General features: G+C 73.3%; 19 protein-coding genes. 7 read left to right on the forward strand and 12 right to left on the reverse strand.

Going from position 1 to position 20,989, the window contains the following annotated elements; translation table 11 throughout:
* Positions 1–6 precede the first annotated feature (6 nt).
* Positions 7–1,296 carry an ABC transporter substrate-binding protein gene (locus tag ABD345_RS27080; protein ID WP_344555552.1) on the reverse strand — a complete coding sequence of 430 codons (1,290 nt, stop codon included), beginning with the start codon at positions 1,294–1,296 and terminating at the stop codon, positions 7–9.
* Between the two features lie 178 nt (positions 1,297–1,474).
* Between ABD345_RS27080 and ABD345_RS27085 the strand changes: the two genes are divergently transcribed.
* The 4 genes from ABD345_RS27085 (at position 1,475) to ABD345_RS27100 (ending at position 6,843) form a co-directional block, all read left to right on the forward strand.
* Positions 1,475–2,521 carry a LacI family DNA-binding transcriptional regulator gene (locus tag ABD345_RS27085; protein ID WP_344555553.1) on the forward strand — a complete coding sequence of 349 codons (1,047 nt, stop codon included), beginning with the start codon at positions 1,475–1,477 and terminating at the stop codon, positions 2,519–2,521.
* A 189-nt stretch (positions 2,522–2,710) separates the two neighbouring features.
* On the forward strand, positions 2,711–3,964 hold the full coding sequence (locus ABD345_RS27090; protein WP_344555554.1) for an FAD-binding protein: 1,254 nt from the start codon (positions 2,711–2,713) through the stop codon (positions 3,962–3,964).
* A 452-nt stretch (positions 3,965–4,416) separates the two neighbouring features.
* Positions 4,417–5,433: a polysaccharide deacetylase family protein gene (locus tag ABD345_RS27095; protein ID WP_344555556.1), complete on the forward strand. Its 1,017-nt coding sequence runs from the start codon at positions 4,417–4,419 to the stop codon at positions 5,431–5,433.
* 444 nt (positions 5,434–5,877) lie between these two features.
* Positions 5,878–6,843 (forward strand): glycoside hydrolase family 11 protein, encoded by a 966-nt coding sequence (locus ABD345_RS27100; RefSeq protein ID WP_344555558.1) that lies wholly within the window; start codon positions 5,878–5,880, stop codon positions 6,841–6,843.
* Positions 6,844–6,934: 91 nt separating this feature from the next.
* Here the strand turns inward: ABD345_RS27100 and ABD345_RS27105 are convergent, their stop codons facing one another.
* Positions 6,935–8,008, reverse strand: a complete 1,074-nt coding sequence (locus ABD345_RS27105) for an alkene reductase (RefSeq protein ID WP_344555560.1) — start codon at positions 8,006–8,008, stop codon at positions 6,935–6,937.
* Positions 8,009–8,162: 154 nt separating this feature from the next.
* On the opposite strand from ABD345_RS27105, the gene ABD345_RS27110 reads away from it, so the two are divergent.
* On the forward strand, positions 8,163–8,546 hold the full coding sequence (locus ABD345_RS27110) for a MerR family transcriptional regulator (protein ID WP_344555562.1): 384 nt from the start codon (positions 8,163–8,165) through the stop codon (positions 8,544–8,546).
* Between the two features lie 35 nt (positions 8,547–8,581).
* Here ABD345_RS27110 and ABD345_RS27115 read toward each other — a convergent pair whose 3' ends face one another.
* From ABD345_RS27115 to ABD345_RS27160, 10 genes are all read right to left on the reverse strand, one after another.
* Complete coding sequence (locus ABD345_RS27115) at positions 8,582–9,619, reverse strand: SDR family oxidoreductase (RefSeq protein ID WP_344555564.1); 1,038 nt, start codon at positions 9,617–9,619, stop codon at positions 8,582–8,584.
* A gap of 31 nt (positions 9,620–9,650) precedes the next feature.
* Positions 9,651–10,904: a beta-ketoacyl-[acyl-carrier-protein] synthase family protein gene (locus ABD345_RS27120; protein WP_344555566.1), complete on the reverse strand. Its 1,254-nt coding sequence runs from the start codon at positions 10,902–10,904 to the stop codon at positions 9,651–9,653.
* Complete coding sequence (locus ABD345_RS27125) at positions 10,901–11,224, reverse strand: acyl carrier protein (protein ID WP_344555570.1); 324 nt, start codon at positions 11,222–11,224, stop codon at positions 10,901–10,903. The genes ABD345_RS27120 and ABD345_RS27125 overlap by 4 nt, the downstream gene beginning before the upstream one ends.
* Entirely contained in the window at positions 11,211–12,635 is a 1,425-nt protein-coding gene (locus ABD345_RS27130; protein WP_344555572.1) for an aspartate aminotransferase family protein, read from the reverse strand. The genes ABD345_RS27125 and ABD345_RS27130 overlap by 14 nt, the downstream gene beginning before the upstream one ends.
* The gene (locus tag ABD345_RS27135) at positions 12,632–13,087 is read right to left on the reverse strand and encodes a type II toxin-antitoxin system RatA family toxin (RefSeq protein WP_344555574.1); all 456 of its coding nucleotides are present in this window, start codon (positions 13,085–13,087) and stop codon (positions 12,632–12,634) included. The genes ABD345_RS27130 and ABD345_RS27135 overlap by 4 nt, the downstream gene beginning before the upstream one ends.
* Complete coding sequence (locus ABD345_RS27140) at positions 13,074–14,417, reverse strand: GNAT family N-acetyltransferase (protein ID WP_344555576.1); 1,344 nt, start codon at positions 14,415–14,417, stop codon at positions 13,074–13,076. Before ABD345_RS27140 ends, ABD345_RS27135 begins: the two co-directional genes overlap by 14 nt.
* Positions 14,418–14,445: 28 nt before the next feature.
* On the reverse strand, positions 14,446–15,576 hold the full coding sequence (locus ABD345_RS27145; RefSeq protein ID WP_344555578.1) for an acyl-CoA dehydrogenase family protein: 1,131 nt from the start codon (positions 15,574–15,576) through the stop codon (positions 14,446–14,448).
* A 142-nt stretch (positions 15,577–15,718) separates the two neighbouring features.
* Positions 15,719–17,026, reverse strand: coding sequence for a cytochrome P450 (locus ABD345_RS27150; protein WP_344555580.1), 1,308 nt, complete (start codon positions 17,024–17,026; stop codon positions 15,719–15,721).
* A 229-nt stretch (positions 17,027–17,255) separates the two neighbouring features.
* Positions 17,256–17,789, reverse strand: coding sequence for a GNAT family N-acetyltransferase (locus tag ABD345_RS27155; RefSeq protein ID WP_344555582.1), 534 nt, complete (start codon positions 17,787–17,789; stop codon positions 17,256–17,258).
* A gap of 10 nt (positions 17,790–17,799) precedes the next feature.
* On the reverse strand, positions 17,800–19,050 hold the full coding sequence (locus tag ABD345_RS27160) for an NsdA family TPR-like regulatory protein (RefSeq protein ID WP_486327091.1): 1,251 nt from the start codon (positions 19,048–19,050) through the stop codon (positions 17,800–17,802).
* A 472-nt stretch (positions 19,051–19,522) separates the two neighbouring features.
* On the opposite strand from ABD345_RS27160, the gene ABD345_RS27165 reads away from it, so the two are divergent.
* Together ABD345_RS27165 and ABD345_RS27170 are read left to right on the forward strand one after the other, a co-directional pair.
* A complete protein-coding gene (locus ABD345_RS27165) occupies positions 19,523–19,678 on the forward strand; it encodes a hypothetical protein (RefSeq protein ID WP_344555586.1) in 156 nt (51 codons plus the stop codon).
* Between the two features lie 352 nt (positions 19,679–20,030).
* Positions 20,031–20,957 carry a hypothetical protein gene (locus tag ABD345_RS27170; RefSeq protein ID WP_344555588.1) on the forward strand — a complete coding sequence of 309 codons (927 nt, stop codon included), beginning with the start codon at positions 20,031–20,033 and terminating at the stop codon, positions 20,955–20,957.
* Positions 20,958–20,989: the final 32 nt, after the last annotated feature.

Raw genomic sequence — 20,989 nt, forward strand, 5'->3', positions numbered from 1 at the left:
TTCGTCTCAGGAGGCGGGCAAGGCCTGCATGGCCTTGATGAAGCCGTCCACGTCGAGCTTGCCGTTGAAGAACTGCTGCACGGCGGTGTGGATGGGCGTGGTGGCGGCCGGCGGGTACGCCTGGTCCCAGGAGAGCTGGAACGACGGGGCGGCCTTGACCAGGTCGTACTGGTACTTCGAGTACTCGGGGCTGGCCGCGGTGCTCAGGAACTGCTCGGTGTTGGTGGTGGTCGGCAGGTTGCCGATCGCCAGGTGCGCCTTCACGAACTCGTCGGAGTACATGAGCTTGAGGAACTCGGCGGCTTCCTTGGGGTGCTTGGTCTTCTTCAGCACCGAGTAGAAGTTGTTGGTGTTGCCGACCACGTCCGCCGGGTCGCCCTTGCCGCCGGGCACGGACGGGAAGTTGCTGTAGCCGAGGTCGTTCTTGGCGAAGTCCGGGTTGGCGTCCTGCTGGGTGGAGTACTCCCAGGAGCCCATCAGCTCGAACGCGGCCTTGCCCTTGGCCAGCAGCGCCGGGGAGCCGCCGTCGGTGAACTTCACCGAGTCGTAGTTGGAGCCGAACGCGCCCGCGTCGATCAGCTGCTTGAGCATGCCGAGCGCCTTCTTGGCGTCGTCGCTCTCCCAGGCCGCCTTGTCGCCGGACAGCGCCTTCTGGAACAGCTCCGGACCGGCGACCCGGTCGAAGAGGTACTCGTACCACATCAGGGTCGGCCACTGGTCGCCGCCGCCGAGCGCGAACGGGGTGACGCCCTTGCCCTTGAGGACGCTGACGGCGTTGAGCAGCTCGTCCCAGGTCTTCGGGACGCTCAGGCCGGCGTCGGCCAGCACCTTCTTGTTGTTGAACAGCAGCACCGGCTGGGTGCCGCGCATCGGGACGCCGTAGGACTTGCCGTCGATCACCGCGGTGTTGAACACCGAGGGCAGGAAGTTGCTCTTCAGGCCCGGGTCCGCGGCGATCATGTCGTCCAGCGGGAGCAGCAGGTCCGCCTTGACGTAGGGCTGGATGCTGCCGCCGCCCCAGTTGTAGAAGATGTCCGGGGCCTGCGGGGTGTTGATGATGGTGTTCAGCTTCGACTGGTAGTCGGCGCCGGGGATGGTGTCGAGGACGACCTTGACCTTCGAGGTCTTGTTGAAGGTCTCGACGATCTGCTTCTCGACCTTGTTGCTGGCGTCGCCGTAGACCAGTACGTGGATGGTGTTGGAACCGCCGGCGGCGGTGGAGCCGCTGCTACAGGCCGTCACGCCCACGGTCGCCAGGGAGAGGCCGAGGGCCACAGCGAAAGCGCGTCTCTTCATCAGGGAGTCTCCTAAAGTTTCGACCTGAGTCCCGAAATAACTGCCTGGCCCGGACGCTAAGTTGCGAACATGTTGCGGGTCAACCCTTCGAACGGAGGGTTACTGAAGCGTGATCCGGAGCTCGATCCGGAGCCGGTGCGGGGGTTGGCCCGGAGCGCCCGTGCCCTATGCTGCGTCCATGGAAAAGGGCGATGAACTGGGACGGGTCACCCTCGCGGACATCGCGCGAGAGGCCGACGTCTCGGTTTCGACGGTTTCGAAAGTCCTCAACGGACGTACCGACGTCTCGGCCGCCACCCGCGGCCGGGTCGAACGGGTGCTGCGCGAACACGACTACCAGCGCGCCGCCCGCAACGGCGGCGAGGCCCCGCTGGTCGAGATCGTCTTCCACGAACTCGACAGCCTCTGGGCGATGGAGCTGCTGCGCGGCGTCGAGAACGTCGCCAACGAGTACGGGGCGGCGGTGGTGGTCGCGCACAGCGGCTCCCGGCACGCCCCCGCGCCCGGCTGGATCGACGCGGTGCTGCGGCGGCGGCCGCTCGGCGTGGTGCTGGTCTTCTCCAGCCTGCCGCCCGAGCTCAAGCGCCAACTGCGGGCCCGCTCGATCCCGTTCGTCATCATCGACCCGGCGGGCAACCCCGACCCGGACATCCCCTCGGTCGGCTCCGCCAACTGGGCCGGCGGCCTGGCCGCCACCCGGCACCTGATCGAGCTCGGCCACCGGCGGATCGGCATCGTCACCGGCCCCGAGGACACCCTCTGCTCGCTGGCCCGGCTGGACGGCTACCGCTCCGCGATGTCGATGGCCGGACTGGAGGTCGACCCCGAGCTGATCGCCTTCGGCGACTTCCACGCCGAGGGCGGGTTCGCCCGCGCCAAGCGGCTGTTGGAGCTGCCCGACCGGCCGACGGCGATCTTCGCAGGCAGCGACCTGCAGGCCCTCGGCGTGATGGAGGCCGCCCGGGTCTGCGGCCTGCGCGTCCCCGAGGAGCTGTCCGTGGTCGGCTACGACGACCTCGACATCGCCAAGTGGACCAGCCCCGCGCTGACCACCGTCCGCCAGCCGCTGCGCGAGATGGCCGAGCAGGCCACCCGCCTGCTCATGGCCCTGCGCAACGGCGAGGCGGGCGCCGCACCCACCCGGCTGGAACTGTCCACCACCCTGGTGGAGCGCTCCAGCACGGTGGCGCCGGGGGCGCGCCACACGGTCCCCGGGCCGCGCTGAGCAGCCGCGCCGAGCGGCCTCGCCGAGCGGCCGGGGCCACCGCACCAAGCGACCGGAGGGCGGCTGCGAAAGTTTCGGCAGCCGCCCTCTTGCCTTGCTGACCTCGGCGGACTAATTTGTAGTGTGCCATTGCAAATGGGAACGGCCGACGCTCGGGCGCCCCGCACCGACCACCCCCGGGGGTGCCCGATGACGACCGACGACCTGGCGACCGGCGGCCCGCTGACCAACTGGGCGGGCAACCTCTCCTACGGCGCCCGCGCCGTGCACCGGCCCCGCTCGGTGGACGAGCTGGGCGAGCTGGTCCGCCGCAGCGACCGGATCCGGGCGCTGGGCAGCGGGCACTCCTTCAGCCCGGTCGCCGACACCGACGGCGACCTGGTGCTGCTGGACGGCCTGCCCACCCGGATCGAGATCGCCCCGGACGCCCGCAGCGTCACCGTCTCCGCCGCCACCCGGTACGCCGAGCTGGCCACCGCCCTCCAGGCGGCCGGCCTGGCCCTGGAGAACCTGGCCTCGCTGCCGCACATCTCGGTCGCGGGCGCCACCGCCACCGGCACCCACGGCTCCGGCGACGGCCGCCGCTCGCTGGCGGCCGCCGTCCGCTCGCTGGAGCTGATCGGCCCCGACGGCGAGCCGCGCACCACCTCGCACCCCGGCGAGACCGTCCACCTGGGCGCGCTCGGCATCGTCACCGCGCTCACCCTGGACGTCGTCCCCGCCTTCGCCCTGCGCCAGTACGTCCACCTCGGCCTGCCGCTGGCCCGGTACGCGGAGCGGCTGGACGAGGTGCACGCCGCCGGGTACAGCGTCAGCCTGTTCACCGACTGGGGCTCGGACACCGGCCGGGTCTGGGTCAAGCAGCTCGACGACGGCACCCCCGCCGCCGCCGTCCCCGGCGCCCGCCCGGCCGCCGCCCCCGAGCACCCCGTACCGGGCATGCCGGTCGGCAACTGCACGCCGCAGCTCGGCGCCCCCGGCCCCTGGCACCAGCGACTGCCGCACTTCCGCCCGGAGTTCACCCCCAGCAGCGGCGCCGAGCTGCAGTCCGAGTACCTGCTCCCGCGCCCCGCCGCCCGCGCCGCGATCGCCGAACTGCGGGCCCTGGGAGCGCGGTTGGCGCCCGTCCTGCACATCTCCGAGGTGCGCACGGTGGCCGCCGACGGGCTGTGGCTGAGCCCCGCGTACGGGCGGGACTCGGTGGCCTTCCACTTCACCTGGAAGCCCGACCCGGCCGCCCTCGCCCCCGTCCTCGCCGACGTCGAGCGCGCCCTGCTGGCCCTGGGCGGCCGCCCGCACTGGGGGAAGGTCACGCACGCGCCGCGGGCCGCCGCCACCGCCTACGAGCGGCTGCCCGACTTCCTGGCGCTGCGTCAGGAGCGGGACCCGGCGGGCAAGTTCGGCAACCGCTTCACCGAGACGCTGGCCGCCGCCCTGGGCTGACGCCGCGCCCGGGCCCCCGGCCCGCCACCCCGCTCCGCCGCCCGGTCGGCCCCCCGCTTCGCCGCCCGGTCCGCGGTACCCCGTCCCGCGCCGCTCCCGTACCCCGCTCCGGGGTGCGCGGGCGGCGCAGGACGGGCCGACCGGCCGTCGGTCCGCAACGACGCGGAACCCGCCGACGGCCGGTCCAGGCTTCCGAAACTCGATCGGTCCCCGACCGGCCCACCGCCCGACCGCCTTTCCCGCCGCGCGCGTGGGGATCGGCCGGGTTTCCGGCCGCAATTCCCGCGAGTTTTCGAATGTTCGCAGAAAGTTTCAACCGCTGCATTGACACCCGAACTGACCCGGGTCAAAAATCTTCGACGTCGGCCGTCGCCGCCGACCACAGTCGAGCCGGGTCGCCGGTTCCACCCGCCTCCCTGGCTCCCCAGCGAACCACGAGGAGTCGCACCCCCATGCGCATCACCACGCTCTCGCCGCGCCCGCTGATCGCGGCCCTGGCCGTCGCCGCCACCGCGGCCACCGCACTGACCGCCACCGCCCTCGACCCCACCCCGGCCCGGGCCGCCGGCTGCACCGGCTACGTCGGCCTCACCTTCGACGACGGCCCCTCCAACGACCACACCCCCGCCCTGCTCAGCGCCCTCCAGCAGAACGGCCTGCGGGCCACCATGTTCAACGAGGGCCAGTACGCGGCCGCCTACCCCGCCCAGGTCAGGGCCGAGGTGGCGGCCGGCATGTGGGTCGGCAACCACAGCTACACCCACCCGCACCTGATCCAGGAGAGCCAGGCCCAGATCGACTCCGAGGTCGGCAACACCCAGTCCGCCATCGCCAACGCGGGCGGCGGCACCCCCAAGCTGTTCCGGCCGCCGTACGGCGAGACCAACGCGACCCTGAAGGCGGTCGAGGCCAAGTACGGCCTGACCGAGGTGATCTGGGACGTCGACTCGCAGGACTGGAACGGCGCCAGCACCGCCGCGATCGTCCAGGCCGTCGGCCGCCTGACCAGCGGTCAGGTCATCCTGATGCACGAGTGGCCCGCCAACACCCTGGCCGCGATCCCGCAGATCGCCCAGAACCTCGCCTCCCGCGGCCTGTGCGCCGGAATGATCTCCCCGCAGACCGGCCGCGCCGTCGCCCCCACCGACAACGGCGGCGGCACCGGCGGGGGCACGGGCGGCGGCACCGGCGGTACGGGGGGCGGGAGTTGCACCGCCACGCTCTCGGCCGGCGCCTCCTGGAGCGACCGCTACAACCTCAACGTCGCCGTCACCGGCTCCAGCAGCTGGAAGGTCACCGTCAAGGTGCCCTCCCCCGAGAAGGTCAGCTCCACCTGGAACATCAACGCCAGCTACCCCGACGCCCAGACCCTGGTCGCCACCCCCAACGGCGCCGGCGACAACTGGGGCATGACCATCATGAAGAACGGCACCACCACCTGGCCCACCGTCAGCTGCGCCACCTCCTGAAAGCAATTCCGGGCAGCCGGAAAACGCTTTTCCCCGGGCGCGCGGAAAAAGCAGCACCAGTCAGCCGTGTACGTACTTGGTCGGCTCCGGTATCCGCGCGCCCGTCCTCTCGCATCTGCGCTTTCCGCGGCCCGGGCGGCCGCCCTCCGGTGCGGCCCGCCCTCCCGGGCGATCGAAACTTTCGAAGCCTCGTGATCGAAAATTGTGCCCCACCGAGCCGACGGGCGCCATCGAACGCGCAGGCCACGAATTCGACTGGGCCTCCTCCTGCCCCACGACACCGGCACTGACCAGCGGCTTCCCTGACTGGCACTCAACTCCGGTACGACCGACGCATTCGGAAACTCTGTCGAAACCGTTGACAGCCCGTCCGGCGCCGCCCAACACTGTCGCCGAACCCCACGGCCTCCGCTCCCCCACCCCACCCACAGAACGGATCGCCCCGTGAAGATCCCCCACAAGGCCCGCGTCCTCCCGCTGGCCCTCGCCGCCGTCGTCCTGCTCCCCGGCACCGCCGACGCCGCGACCATCACCAACAACCAGACCGGCAACGACGGCGGGTACTTCTACTCGTTCTGGAGCGACGGCAACGGCTCGTCCTCGATGTCCCTGAACGGCGGTGGCAACTACGGCACCTCCTGGAGCAACGTCGGCAACTTCGTGGCCGGCAAGGGCTGGAGCACCGGCTCGCGCAACCCCGTGACGTACTCCGGCACTTGGAGCACCAACGGCAACGCCTACCTGTCGCTGTACGGCTGGACCACCAACCCGCTGGTCGAGTACTACATCGTCGACAACTACGGCTCCTACAAGCCCACCGGCACCTACAAGGGCACCGTCACCAGCGACGGCGGCACCTACGACATCTACGAGACCACCCGCTACAACGCCCCCTCCATCCAGGGCAACCAGACCTTCAACCAGTACTGGAGCGTCCGCCAGTCCAAGCGCACCGGCGGCACCATCACCGTCGGCAACCACTTCGACGCCTGGGCCCAGCACGGCATGAACCTCGGCAACATGAACTACGAGATCCTCGCCACCGAGGGCTACCAGAGCAGCGGCAACTCCAACATCACCCTGGGCTCCTCCACCGGCGGCGGTGGCACGGGCGGCGGCGGCACCGGCGGCGGCGGCACCGGCGGGAGCTGCAGCGCGTCGCTGTCCGCGGGCGACTCCTGGAGCGACCGCTACAACCTGAACGTCAACGTGACCGGCTCCAGCACCTGGAAGGTCACCGTCAAGGTGCCCTCCCCGGAGAAGGTCAGCGCCACCTGGAACGTCAACGCCAGCTACCCCGACGCCCAGACCCTGGTCGCCACCCCCAACGGCGCCGGCAACAACTGGGGCATGACCATCATGAAGAACGGCACCACCACCTGGCCCACCGTCAGCTGCAGCCTGAACTGACCCGTCCCCGGGCCGGGTCGGCCGTCGACCGCACCGGCGGGTGCGTCCGACGGCCGGCCCGGCCGGCCCGTTCCCCCACCGGGTACGGCGCTCAGGCCGCGTGCCGGTACGTCGGGTAGGTCAGGTACCCGACGTCGCCGCCCTGGTAGAAGGTGCTCTCGTCGGCGGACGCGAGCGGCAGGCCCGAGCGCAGGCGTTCGACCAGGTCGGGGTTGGCGAGGAAGCCGCGGCCGAAGGCGATCAGGTCGGCGCCCAGCTCCAGCCAGCGCTCGGCGTCCGCCATCCCGGCCGGCCGCGGGCCGCCGGGCATGCTGGGGCTGACGATCAGGGTGCCCGGCCAGGTCTCGCGCAGCCGCAGCAGGACGTCCTCGCCGGCGGTGGCCTCCAGGTGCACGTAGCCGAGGTCGAGACGGGCCAGCTCGGTCAGCAGCGCGGTGTTCAGCTCGGCCGCGTCGTCCTCCACGACGCCCCAGATGCCGCCGCCGGGCGACAGCCGGATGCCGGTGCGGGCGGCGCCCACGGCGTCGACGGTGGCGGCGGCCGCCTCCACGGCGAACCGGATCCGGCCGGCGATCGAGCCGCCGTAGCGGTCCGTGCGCAGGTTGGCGTTGGACGAGAGGAACTGGGAGATCAAGTAGCCGTTGGCGCCGTGCAGTTCGACCCCGTCGAAGCCCGCCTCGACGGCGCGGCGGGCGGCGTCCGCGTAGGACCGGACGTGTTCGGCGACCTCGTGGGTCTCCAGGGCCCGCGGCACGGGCACCGGCTGCGGGCCGCTCGGGGTGAACACGCTGCCCTCGCCGGGCACCGCGGACGGGCCGACCGGCTGGAGGCCGGTGGTCTCGGGGTGCGAGATCCGGCCGCCGTGCATGAGCTGGGCGAAGATCCGCCCGCCGGAGGTGTGGACCGCGTCAGTCACCTGCCGCCAGGAATCCGTCTGCTCGTCGGTGTGCAGGCCGGGCGTGCCCGGGTTGGACTGCCCGACCAGGCTGGGCTGGACGCCCTCCGTGACGATCAGGCCGGCCGTGGCGCGCTGCGCGTAGTAGCTGGCCATCGAGGGGGTGGCCAGACCGCCGGGGGCGGCCCGGACCCGGCTCATCGGGGCCATCACGGTCCGGTTGGGCAGCGTGAGCTCGCCGAGACGGTGGCTGCTGAACAGGGAAGGCACGTCGTTCTCCTCGCGTACGTCCGTGCTCCGGTCGCCGGGGCACACGGGTACGCTAAAACCTGACACCGGTGTCAGGGGCAAGCGGAAGGACGCCGCCCGCCCGGGTGGGGTGCGTCACGGCCCCGCGGCACCGCGACCACTGCGGGAGGCAGCCATGCGGATCGGGGAGCTCGCGGCACGCGCCGGAGTGAGCGTGCGGTCACTGCGCTACTACGAGCAGCGCGGACTGCTCACCAGCACCCGCACGCCGAGCGGGCAGCGGCGCTACGCGGAGGGCGACGTGGAGCGCGTCCGCTTCGTTCAGGAGCTCTACGCGGCCGGCCTCTCCAGCGGCACCATCGCCGAACTCATGCCGTGCCGCTACGCCCCGAGCCGGCACAACTCCGACGCCACGCTGGAGCGGCTGGCCCACGAGCGCGAGCGGATCACCGCGCAGATCGACGACCTCCTGCGGGCCCGGGACACCCTCGACCGGATGGCGCTGCTGGCCCGGGCCCACCGCGAGACGCTGCCGGTCCCGGAGCCCGTCGCGGGGTGAGCCCCCACCGGGGTCCCGGGGCCCGGCCGGCAGGTTCAGCGGGCCGGGTCGAGCCGGGTCCAGGGTTCGGGGTGGGCCAGGGCGAGGCGGGGGCGGCGGTGGGCCCAGTGGTGGACGGCGGTGGCCATCGCGGTGGCGGGGTCGGGGACCTTCCAGGTCGGGGTGAAGGGGCGGCGCATGCCGGTGTAGCTCTGGAACATCGCGAGCAGCTTGACGGCCTGGCTCTGGACCGGGGAGAGGTACCGGTCGGAGAGCGGGAGGAAGAAGCGGTTCCAGCTGTCGGTGGAGACCAGCGGCGGGCGGTCCAGCGGGGCGACGCCGCGGGTGGCGCGGAAGGCGTTGAGGGTGTCCAGGATGACGTCGAGCAGGGTGTCGAGGTCCAGGCTGTCGGGCCCGGCCGCGATCACCTCGGTGCGGGGGCGCTCGGGGGGCGCGGCGAGGACGGCGGCGGTGAGCGCGGCGGCGACCTCGTCGACGGGGCTGATCTCGGCGTGGCCGGCCGGGTCGCCGACCACCACGGCGGCGGTGCCGGAGACCAGCGCCTGGAGCATCGTGTAGGGGCCGGAGAAGCGGGCGATCGCGCCGTCGGAGCGGCGGCCGACCACCAGCGGCGGGCGGACCAGGGTGAGCGGGCCGGGGTGGAGCTCGCGGGCGGTCTCCTCGCAGCGGGCCTTGGACCACTCGTAGCCGTTGCGGTAGCCCTCGAACTCGGCGCCGCGCAGGTCCTCGGGGTTGCGGTCGCCGCCGACGTACGCGGTGGAGACCTGGACGAGGTGGGTGTCCCGGTCGGCGAGGGCGAGGGCGGCGCGCAGCGGGTCGAGGTTGGCGGCGGTGGCCTCCGCGCGGCCGAGGGTCCAGCGGGTGCTGGCGGCGGCGTGCACGATGACGTCCCAGTGGCCGCCGAGTTCGGGGGGCGGGGGTTCGGCGCCCATCCGCCAGTGCACGGTGTCCGGGCCGCGCCGGGCGACCGGGACGAGATCGAGCGGGCGGCCGTGTTCGCGGGCGGCGGCCGGTAGCTGGTGGGCGAGTTCGGTACCGACGACACCGGTCGCCCCGGTGAGCAGGACGCGCATGGGGTGTTCCCTCCTCCTGTGTGCGGGCGGGTCAGCTGGGGGGTGCGAGCACCAGGCAGGCGTTCTGGCCGCCGAAGCCGAAGGCGTTGGAGAGCACGGGGGCGGGGGCGACGGCGCGCGGGGCGCCGTGCACCAGGTCGACCAGGTCGGCCTCGGGGCTGCGGCACAGGTTGGCGACCGGCGGAACGAGTCCGTCGGTGGCGCAGCGCAGCGCGAGCGCGGCGGCGAGCGCCCCGGCGGCGCCGATCAGGTGGCCGGTGACGCCCTTGATCGCGGTGACGGGCGGCGGTTCCACGCCGTAGCAGCGGGCGACGGCGCGGGCCTCGGCCCGGTCGCCGGGGACGGTCGAGGTGCCGTGGGCGCTGATGTGGCCGATGTCGGCGAGGGTGAGTCCGGCGTCGGCGACGGCGGCGCGCATGCAGCGGGCGGCGACCTCGCCGTCCTCGTGCGGGGCGGCGATGTGGAAGGCGTCGCAGTTCTCGGCGTACCCGGCGATCTCGCCGTGGATCCGGGCGCCGCGGGCGCGGGCCGCCTCCCAGCGTTCGAGGATCAGCACGACGGCGCCCTCGCCCATCACGAAGCCGTCCCGGTCGGCGTCGAACGGGCGGCTGGCCAGGGCGGGTTCGTCGTTGCGCAGGGACAGCGCGCGCATCCGGGCGAAGGAGCCGAGCACGACGGTGCTGACGGCCGCGTCGACGCCGCCGGCCACCGCGACGTCCAGTTCGCCGTACCGGATCCGGCGGGCGGCCTCGGCGAGGGCGGTGCCGCCGCTGGCGCAGGCGCTGGAGTAGGTGGTGCAGACGCCCTGGAAGCCGTGGCGCAGCGCGACCCGGCAGGCGGGCGAGTTGGCCATGGTGCGCGGGACAGTGTGCACGGGCAGGTCGCGCGGCCGGTGGACGTAGCCGGCGGTGGCCTCCTCCATGCTGGTGAGGCCGCCGATGCCGGTGCCGATCTGGACGCCGATCCGCTCGCGCGGTTGTTCGGCGGGCAGTGCGGCGTCGGCGAGCGCGTCGGCGGCGGCGCACAGCAGCAGCCGGGCCGGGCGGTCGATCTGCCGGGCCTCGCGCCGGCTCAGGTACGGCTCGGTGTCGAACTCCGGTACCAGGCAGGCGATGTGGACCGGCAGGCCGGCCTCGGCGAGGCGGTCCAGCCGGGTCGCGGCGGGCTTGCCGGACAGGACGGCGGCGTACGCCTCGTCGAGGGTGTTGCCGGCCGGGGTCTTCAGGCCGATGCCGGTGACGGCGACCCGGTGGCCGCCCGAGGGGTGCCGGTCTCGCGCGTTCACGCGGAGCCCTCCGGGGCGGGCACCAGGGCGATCACCGCGTGGGCGGTGCGGCTGCCGGGCGCGGCGGTGGCGGGGTCGGCCGCCCGGGCGTGCAGCAGGTCGACGGCGTGGCCGACGTCGCGGGCCGAGAGCAGGTCGTCCGGGTCGATCCGCAGCCGCAGGGTGCGCTCCAACCGGGCGCCGATCTCCATGAGTTCGAGGCTGTCGATGCCGTACTCGTCGGCCAGGCTGGTCCGGTCGTGCAGGTCGTCCGGTTCGGTGCCGAGGACGTCGGAGACGACCGTCCGGACCGTCGCGGCGAGTTCCTCACGCGTGAGCACCCGGGTGCCCTCCTTCGGTGGTGGTGCGGGCGGTGCCCGGGGTGGCGGCGGACCGCGCGGTGGCGGTGCCCGGTACGGCGGCGGACCACGCGGTGGCGGTGCCCGGGGTGGGCCGCAGGGTGCGGCCGGTGGCGGCCAGCGCGGCGTCCAGGATGCTTTCCGCTTCGGCGAGTTGGGCGGCGCTGGTGATCAGCGGCGGCAGCAGCCGGACGGTGGTGGGGCGGCTCAGGCAGGGGGAGACCAGCAGGCCGGTGGCGGCGAGTTCGAGCACCGTCGCGCCGGCGGCCTGCGGGGAGGCGCAGTCCAGGCCGCGCAGCAGGCCGCGGCCGGGCACCGCCCGCACCACGTCCGGGTGGCGCTCCCGCAGACCGGTCAGCACGGCGTCCAGTCGGGCGGCCAACTCCGTGCCGTGGTCCGCGAGTTCCTCGATCGCGTCGAGCGCGGCGGGGACGGCGGCGCAGCTCAGCGGGTGGCCGCCGAAGGTCGCCGAGTGCAGGAACGGATCGGCGGCCAGCGGCGCGTACAGGCGCTCGGAGCACAGCAGGGCGGAGAGCGGGACGACGCCGCCGCCCAGCGGCTTGCCGAGCAGCACCGCGTCCACCGGCAGGCCGTCGGCGAGGGCCACCGAGCGGGGGCCGCACCGGCGCAGGCCGCACTGGATCTCGTCGGCGATCACGAACGCCCCGTCGCGGGCCGCGTCCGCGCACCACTGCCGCAGCACCTCGGTGGGCAGCGGCAGCGCGCCGTTCTCGCCCTGCACCGGTTCGAGCACGACCGCGGCCACCTCGCCGCCCGCGGTCTCCCGGCCCACCGCCGCCGGGTCCTCGGCGTCGACGTGCACCACGTCCACCTCGCAGCCGAGCAGGCCGCGCCGGTACAGCGGGCTGTGGGTGAGCGCGAGGGCGCCCAGCGACTTGCCGTGGAAGCCGCCGCGGACCGCCAGCACCCGGGGGCGTCCGGTCGCCAACCGGGCCAGTTTGACGGCGACTTCGACCACGTCCGCGCCGTTCAGGCCGAAGTAGACCTTCGGGAGCGCGTCGCCGAGGTAGCCACTGAGCCGGGCGGCGGCCTCGGCGGTGACCGGGTTGGCCAGGCTGCGGGTCGCGGTGGGCATGGCGTCCAGCTGGCCGCGGACGGCGGCGGTGACCGCGGGGTGGCGGTGACCGAGCAGGGTGACCGCGTAGGAGCCGAAGTCCAGGGCGGTCCGGCCGTCGGAGAGCGTCACCCGGCAGCCCTCGGCGACCGATTCGACCGCGCCGCGACCGGCGAAGCCGCCGGTGAGGGCGAGCTTCGGGGAGAGGTGGCGGCGCAACCGGTCGAAGACGGCGGCGGCGTCCGGGGCGGTGGCCGGGGCGGCCGTACTCGGGCTCGGGCCCGGGCCCGGGACCGGGCCGGGCAGGGTGGTGGTCACCGGGCGGCCCCTTCCGGGGTCATCCGGCGCTCCAGGGCGCCGAGCATCTGCGCGGCGCTCTCCCGCAGGGCGTCCGCCGCGACCGGGTTGAGCATCTCGGCGAGCAGCGGGATGCCGATGTCGAAGTCCACGTGCAGTTCGACGGTGCTGCCCCCGCCGGGCGCCGCCCGCACCGCCCAGTGACCGGCGAACTCGCCGAGGTCGCCGGTGAGTTGCTCGAAGTCGAAGCGGCGCGCGGCGTGGTCGATCACCTCCGTCTCGACCCAGCGCAGCACCGAGCCCTGCAACCGGACCGACCAGGCGGTGGTGCGGTGCCGCGGGTCGGGCTGCTCGACGAGTTCGACCGAGTCGACGCTGTCCATGCAGCCGGGGTAGCCGAGGACGTCGACCACCACCGGCCAGGCGACCTCGGGCGCCGCGGCGACGGGCAGTTCCACTTCAACGTGCGGCATCTGACGGCCTCTCTACGGGACGGCTGGCGGGCGCGGGGAGCGGGGCGCCCCGGGCGGGACGGGACGGGGTCCCCGGGGCGGGACGGGACGGGAGCCGGTCGGCGTGCGGGCCGAGGGCCTGGGTCCGGGCGGCGCCCAGGGCGGCCGGGAGCAGGCGGCGCAGCAGCGCGCGGGGCAGCGGGCACAGGTGGGTCATCGCGTGCCACTGCCCGACCAGGGCGCAGCCCATCTCCACCTTGGGCAGGTACGCGGTCTGCGCGAAGCGGATGCGCCGGCTGCCGTTCGACAGGGCCAGCCGGACGGCCGCGTAGTGCAGGTTGTGGTAGAGCGCGGCCTCGTGGGCGAGGCGGTAGTCCAGGCCGATCCGGGCGCCGGTCGCGCCGTCCCCGGCGAACAGGCAGAGCAGGAAGCCGACCAGCCTCGCCCGCTCCGGGACGCCCTCCCGTCCGGCTGCCGGGGCGTCCTCCGCTCTCTTCGCCGGGGCGTCCTCGAAGCAGGCCACCAGGCGGCTGTCCGGGTCGGCGGCGACGGCGGCCAGGAAGGCGTCGTCCAGCACGTCGAGGGTCTGGTCGGCCCGGTCCATCACCTGCCGGTAGAGGGCGGGCAGCTGGGGCAGCAGGTGGTCGAACTCGGCCAACACCTCGATCCGCAGGCCGGGGTGGGCGTCGAAGCGGCGGATCTTGGCCCGGGCGTTGCGCCGGGGCTTGGCCGGGAGGGTGGCCAGGTAGTCCTCGAACGAGGCGCCGGGCAGGGCGAGTTCGGTGTCGGGCAGGGCGGGGGCGAGGAAGAACCCGGCCTCCGTCAGCGGGGCGCGCAGCGGGGCGAGGTCCGGTCCGGCGAAGTCCTTGAACAGCACGGTGCCGAGCCGTTCGCGGCGGGCGAGGTCCAGCACGGCGGCGACCAGCAGCCGTCCGGCGACCGGGTCGAGCGGCTCCGGCGCCAGCAGGTGGCCCTGGCCGAGCAGGTGGCCGCAGAACAGCGTCGGCACCCGCAGCAGGCGGGGGGCGAGGCGGCGCAGCGGGGCGAGGCGGCGGCGCTCGTCCGGGCCGACGATCCGGTCCAGGGCCAGGTCGGGGAAGAGGCTGAGCGGCAGCAGCGCGACCGGTTCGCCGTCCCGGTGCACCGTCAGGTAGGCGTACCCGGCGGGCCCGACCCGGCTGCCCTCCAGGGCGGCGAAGACGCTCCGGGACCACATCGGGTCGTCGGCCGGGGCGAGCCGTTCCCACAGGCCGGGCGGCAGTTGTGCGACGCCGCGCCGCACCTCGACCCGGTAGCGGTCCCGCTGCGGGTCCGCCGCCCGGGGCCCGGCCCACGACCGCCCCGGGAGCACCGCCCTCCGTACCGATCGCCGCACCGGTTCAGCCGATCCGCAGCGGGCGGCCGTCCAGGTGCTCCCGCAGCGGGCGGGCCATCCTGGAGCGGGCGGGCGGGTGGAAGGTCAGGCCGGTGGCGGCGGAGGCCAGGTAGGAGCCGTCCGGGGAGCCGATGAAGGACATGCCGCCGAGCGCCTCCAGGCAGGCCCGGGTGGTGGCGGCGATCGCGTCCTGCGCGGCGTAGCGGGCGGTCAGCGCCCGCACCAGCAGCGCCTCGTCCCGGGGTTCGTCGGCCATCGCCCGGGCGACGGCCTCCACGGCGAGCACCGCGCCCTCCACCGGGACCAGGTACGGGGTCGGGTCGGCCTCGCCGCCGCCGGGGCGCTCCAGGGTCCGTTCGACCAGGGCGCTGGCCACGCCGAGGTACCCGGCGGTGAGCAGCAGCTCGAACCAGAGGAAGCCGGCCACGTTGAGCGCGTCCGGCACGGCGTCGGCGGTGACCTCGGTGGCGACCACCATGCTCGGATCCAACTCGACGTCGGTGAGCCGGACTTCGTCGCTCTCGGCGCCCGCCAGGATCGGCGTGCCCCAGAACGGGTGGACGGTGATGCCGGGGGTGTCGGCCGGGATCAGCGCGACGGCGAGGCGCTCCACGCCGTCCGGCCCGGGCAGTGCGACCGAGGCGGTCAGCAGGTCCATCGAGCGGGAGAGGCTGCACGGCATCTTGCGGCCGTTCAGCACGATCCGGTCGCCGCGCCGCTCGGCGGTCAGGTGCGGGGTGAGGATGTTCTGCCCGGGCCGGCCCTCGGCGAACGCGGAGGCCACCAGCAGCCGCTCCTTGGCGACGGTCTCCAGCAGCGCCCCCTCCAGGCCGTCCCCGTACGCGGCGGCCTCGACCAGGCCCGCGACGGAGAAGTGGTGCATGGTGGTGGCCACCGCCAGCGAGGGGCAGCGGGCGCCGACCGCCCGCTGGACCCGGACGGCCTGCAGCGCGGTGGCCCCCGCGCCGGAGTTCGCGGCGGGCACCAGCAGTCCCGGGCCGCCGGCCTCCCGGAACGCGGCGATCGCCGGGCTGGGCGACCGCTCCAGTTCGGCCAGCGGGTACCGGGCCAGCGCCCGGTCCAACCCGGGCATGAGCGCTTCGAGTTCGGCGCGTTCGCGGTGCAGGAAGTTCACGTGCTGGTCCTTCGGGGAGGGACGGGACAGCTCGGACACGGCTGGGGTGCGGGTGCGGTGCGGTGCGGGTACGGGTACGGGTTCGGTACGACGGGCCGGGGGCCGGGAGGCCGGAGGCCGGCGGCCGGGCCGGTGCGCGGGGCTAGCCGGTGGCCGCCAGCGGCAGTGCGTCGAACGAGCGCAGGCAGGCCGAGGGGCGCCGCACCGGCGGCCCGGCCGGGGCCAGCCGGGGGAAGCGCTCCAGCAGCCGGCCCAGCAGCAGCGCCCCCTCCAGCCGGGCCAGCGCCGCGCCGAAGCAGTAGTGCGGTCCGGCGCCGAAGCTCAGCACCCGCACGCCCGTCCGGTGCACCAGGAAGGCGTCCGGGTCCGGGTAGCGGTCCGGGTCCCGGTTGGCGGCGCCGAGCACCGCGGTCACGCTGCCCCCGGCGGGGACGTCCACCCCGCCCACCCCGACCGGGCGCAGCGCGAGGCGCTCGGTCATCAGCACCGGCCCGTCCCAGCGCAGCACCTCCTCGACCGCGCCGGGCAGCAGGCCCGGATCGGCCCGGAGCAGCGCGGCCTGCCCGGGGTGGGTCAGCAGGGTGTGCACCGCCGTGCCGAGCAGCCCGGCGGTGGTCTCGAACCCGGCCACGAAGACCAGCACCAGCAGGTCCGCCAACTCGCGCTCACTCAGCGGTCGTCGGCCTCCAGCGGGGCGCCGGTCCGCACCGTCGGAGCGGTCGGACGAGGCCGGGGCCGGGGTCGGGGTCGGGGCGAGCAGCGCCGAGGCGAGGTCCTCGGCGGGACGGGCCCGGCGCTCGCGCAGCAGGGCGGCGAAGTACTCGCGCAGGGCGGTCACCGCCGCGTCCGCCCGCCGCCAGTCCTCGTCCGAGCGCACCGGCTCCAGCAACCGGGCGGCGTCCCGGCCCAGTTGGTGGAAACGCTCCCGGTCGGTCCCGGGGACCCCGATCAGTTCGCCCACCACCGCGACCGGCAGCGGATATCCGACGATTTCCTGGAAATCGGCCGTCCCGCCGTCCGAGGTGGCGTCGGCGAACCGGTCGAGCAGTTCCTCCACGGTCTTCTCCACCCCGGCGGACAACTCCGCCGCCCGGCGCGGACCGAACGCCCCCGTCAGCGGCGCGCGCAGCCGCTCGTGCGCGGCGCCGTTGGTGCCGAGCAGCGAGGCGTAGAAGAAGTCCGCCGCCGGCCGGGCCACCCACTCGGGGCGCTCGCGGCGCAGCCAGTCGCCGTCCGGCACCGCGAAGGCCGGGCCGGACAGCACCGCCTGGCAGTCGGCGAACCCGGTCAGGAAGCGGGTGCCCAACTCCTCGTCGTGCAGCACCGGGGCGACCTCCCGCAGCAGCGCGAGCGAAGCGTAGGGCCCCGCCGGGGAGTCGGAGACACCAGGAGCCAGGGCCGCCCGCAGGAGCCCGACCGCCCCCGCCGGGCCGACCGCAGAACCGTTCACCGAACTCGCCCACCTTCACCCGCAGCGGCGCACGCCGGGCCCGCCGAAGCGACCCTGCAATGGCATGCCGTTCGGGTAGAGAGTAGCCGAATGTGAATTCCCGCGCACGGCAGGAAATCATTGAAATAGCCATCCGCCCATAGGACTTACTGCCCGTCAGACCATCCCCGAAATACCGCCCCCAGTCCCATCAGCGTCGGCAACGTACGTTCCCTCAGTCGGCGGCGGGTCAACGAATCATGTAGCGGTACACCGGGTCCCCTTCCCCGGCAGGTTCCTTGGTGCCCAAGTCCCGGTAGCCGAGGGCCGCGTACATCTTTGTTGCAGCCTCAGCTTCGGGGCGGACCGCGAGGGTGGTGCGCTCCGCGCTGGTACCACCGACCACCTCGGCGTGCAACGCTCGTCCGAGTCCTTGGCGACGCCACTCTGGGCCCACGGCGATTTCCCGGATGACGAACGTGCGGTGCCCGTCTTCTCGGGTGAAGGAGTCGTCCAGATCCAGGCCCGTCCACCACCGGCTGTCCGACTGAAGAAGAAGGCCGAAGGCGAAACCGGCCAGCGTCTCGCCCGAGCAGGCCAGCACCAAACGGAAACCGGGCATGCTCCGGAACGCTTCGTAGCCCTTGAGGAAACCTGCGAGGTCGCGCGGCCCCTCGAAGTACGGCGGCTCTGCGAACACCTGCCCGTACAGGGGTGCTATCACGTCGAGCGCCTGTGCTGCGGCGTCCGGGTCGGTGACGGTGTCGAGGACGAAGTCCTGCACGGTACTCCTTCTACTGCATCAGGTGGGCGGTGCTGGCTGCGGCCAGGGAGGGGTTCAACAGCTTCAGGTGGGAGTGCGCCTCCTGCATGGACGTCCGCGCCCGGCCGGAGGACACCTCGGTCAGCAGAACAGCACCAGAGGAGAGTCCGTAGGCTGCCTCCTCGGCTTCGCCCGCCTGCGCGAGCGCACCAGCAAGGTTGAAACGCACCAAGGCTTCGTTCCGCGCATAGTTGGCCTCCTGGTACCCGAGGGAACGCCGAAGCCACTCCACCGCGGCCTTGTGGTGCCCGGTCTCGGTGAACAGAGACGCTTGCGCCAACGCCAGCTCCGCCGGCCCGTGGAACACGGCCCAGTCGGGCACCGGACGCTCGTGGCGTTCTTGCTCGAAGGTGCGCGTGGCTTGCGCCAGAGTCGACCGAGCCCCAACGGGGTCACCCAGCATGGCGAGGGCGCGGGCCTCCCGCGTCAGCAGGATGGACATGAGAGCGGGCGGCGCCCACGAGACGGCTTTGAGCTGGGCTCGGCGGGCGTAGTCGAGCGCAGCGTCGGGCCTGCGCTCCCGAAGGTTCATGAGAGCCATCGACGCCATCACCACGACGGCCAGGGAGTCGTCCTTCAGCTCGTCAGCCCGAGTGAGCGCGATGCCCCAGTGCTTCCGAGCCCTCTCGTTGTCCCCGGCGTCGAACGCCAGCCACGCGACGTGTTCAGCAGTCTCCCCTGCGATCAGGCGAAGCTGCCGGCCGATAGTGCCGGGGTAGCCGGTGGTGGCGATCAGCCTTTCGGCCCTGGCGAGATGAGCCTGCGCAAGCGGACCCACTGTCGCACCACCGAACCGGTCGTCCAGGCCGTAGAGGGAGACGAGCCCGGCCCGGAGGTCCATGACCGTCTCGGTCCCCGCGCGGGGGGTCGACAGGGTGGCGGACACGGCGGCACCGCCCGCCAGAGCCATGAAGGTTCGACGGTTCACGTCTTGCTCATCTCGGTGTGCTGGGGTGGGGCCTGCTCGGCGGTGGGGTGGCACAACAAATCCGGCCTGCTCCAACGGGATACCCAACATGGCTTCGAGCACCTGTTGTCGCTGCGGATGAGGGCACGGAGGCAATGGCTGTCGCCAGCGCAAGCACTGGCGACTGCTCACGTCTTCGGGCAATCCGAGCTTGCGCGCCGTAGCGGCGTATACCTGCCGGAACCGGGTCGGACGATCCCAGCCGAACTCGGTGCACAGGCGGGTGAATTGCGTCTCCACGCCGGGTGTCTCCACACCGAGACGGTAACCCGCCGGTCAGTTGCCGCGCAGGCGTCCGCCTCCGCAAAAGTCCGCCGAAAAGTCCGATCGTCTTCGCCGTTGATCTTGTCTTGGCGGTCAACTGGTCCCAGCCGGCCGGAGTGACGACTCGATCACTCACCGTCGTACGGCGCCGGCTGCCAATTCAAGGGCTCCCGGCCCGCTCAACCGATCTCCGGGAGCCGACCATCCCCGCGGATCACAGCGGGCTTGACTCGGACGGACGGCAAGACATGAGCGACAAGAACGGCTCGGGCGACCACGGTGGTTCGGGCGACCACAACGGCGACAAGCCGAAGGACCAGTAGCCGACTGGGGTCCTCCCTCCGACGCGTCCGGACTTCTCGGGCGCGCCGGGCTGGGGCCCTCGAACAGGAAGAAGGCCCCATGCCGCGCCGGGCCTCGCTTCGGGCCTCGCTCGACGCCCAGCGGTCGGCGTAGGCACGGGGTGGGCGAGCAGGACGAGTACCGCGTGGCGGCCGGGCGAGCCGCCCACCGACTTCCCACCCCCAAACCGGTCGTCGTGGCTTACCCGACCGCCCTGCTGGTGCTGCTGGTGCTGCTGGCCCTGGCGACGGCGCTGATCCTCTCCGGCCGCACCTGACCGCGCGCCACAAGGCGCTCACGAACTCCCGGCCCTTCGGAAGGACGCTTCCGGCGGACCGGGCCGCACCACCCTGCGCGACTGCCCGCCCATCTCCGGACGGGCAGAACGAATCCGATGGGAGAAGCACATGAGCGAGATCAAGCAGGCCCCGGAGATCACCGACCTGACCCGGCGGCTGGACCACTCCGTCCCGGACGGCGACTTCGCCCCGGTCGCCGAGAGCTGACCTCAACCCTGAGGTGACGCCGCCTCGTCGGCGGCCCGGCGGGTCGGCTCGGTGCACACGGCCGAGTCGGCTCGCTCCCCTCCCGATCCGTCCTCCGCACGTTCCGTCCGAGGAGAGTCCACCGTGTCGACCACGATTGCCGCCCGCGTTCCGTCCGGCTCCTTCTTCGACCTCACCCGCAGCGACCCGGAACTGACCCGACTCCGGGAGGAGGGTGCCGAGTCGGTCCTCCCGTTCGCGCTGATGGGCCGCATCCTGCGCTCGGGCACCCCCTACGCGGAGCACGCCCGTACGCTGCGCAGCGAACAGCTGACGGTGGCCGGGGCCACCTTCGACTGGTTCGACGCCGAGCTGCCCCGCGAGATCGCCGCCGACATCAACCTGGCGAACTACCGGATCGTGGAGCACACCGACGAGCGACGCGCGGCGCTGACGGCCGCGCTGGACCGCCTGTCGCTGGTCCATCCCGAGGGCTTCGAGCGCATGCGCGAGTTCGTGCGCGGCCTGCTCTGGGTGGGCCTCAAGCCCGGTGTCCCCACCTCGTCGCTCACCAGTTCCAGTGACCCGGCGCTCCCGTACGTCATCGTGTTCTCCGACAAGGCCCGGCACCACATCCCGCCGAACACCGTCAGCCCGCAGCCGTCGCCGCTGTTCCTGGCGGAGAACCTGCTGCACGAGGGGACGCACCAGTCGATCGCCCTGCACATCCACCAGCACCAGGTCTTCGCCGACGGGTACTCCTCCGCGACCTCACCGAAGATCGAGATCGCCTGGCGAGCCGGTCAGGGCATCACCCGCAACCAGGCACGGGAGATCGACCGCGCCTTCCACGCGACCTGCGTCTACAGCCAGTTGCTGCGCTTTCGCCGTACCGAGCTCGACCGCGACAACCTGACTGGGGCCGAACGCACGAGTTTCCGCAGCGCCTACGACGAGGGCCTGCCGGCCGCCCACTACCTCATGCGCGAACTCGAAAACCTGGCCGGGCACTTCACCCCGCACGGGACGGACCTGCTGGCCGGACTGCGCCAGCAGCTCGACCAGCTGTAGTGCCAGGCTGACCACAACCGAACGAGGGAAGG

It is taken from the genome of Kitasatospora saccharophila, from assembly GCF_039529925.1.
GTDB classification, from domain to species: domain Bacteria; phylum Actinomycetota; class Actinomycetes; order Streptomycetales; family Streptomycetaceae; genus Kitasatospora; species Kitasatospora saccharophila.

Coding starts and splice junctions, on each gene's coding strand:
- ABD345_RS27080 (WP_344555552.1), bottom strand. CDS start 1,296: ATGAAGAGACGCGCTTTCGCTGTGGCCCTCGGCCTCTCCCTGGCGACC.
- ABD345_RS27085 (WP_344555553.1), top strand. CDS start 1,475: ATGGAAAAGGGCGATGAACTGGGACGGGTCACCCTCGCGGACATCGCG.
- ABD345_RS27090 (WP_344555554.1), top strand. CDS start 2,711: ATGACGACCGACGACCTGGCGACCGGCGGCCCGCTGACCAACTGGGCG.
- ABD345_RS27095 (WP_344555556.1), top strand. CDS start 4,417: ATGCGCATCACCACGCTCTCGCCGCGCCCGCTGATCGCGGCCCTGGCC.
- ABD345_RS27110 (WP_344555562.1), top strand. CDS start 8,163: ATGCGGATCGGGGAGCTCGCGGCACGCGCCGGAGTGAGCGTGCGGTCA.
- ABD345_RS27115 (WP_344555564.1), bottom strand. CDS start 9,619: ATGCGCGTCCTGCTCACCGGGGCGACCGGTGTCGTCGGTACCGAACTC.
- ABD345_RS27135 (WP_344555574.1), bottom strand. CDS start 13,087: ATGCCGCACGTTGAAGTGGAACTGCCCGTCGCCGCGGCGCCCGAGGTC.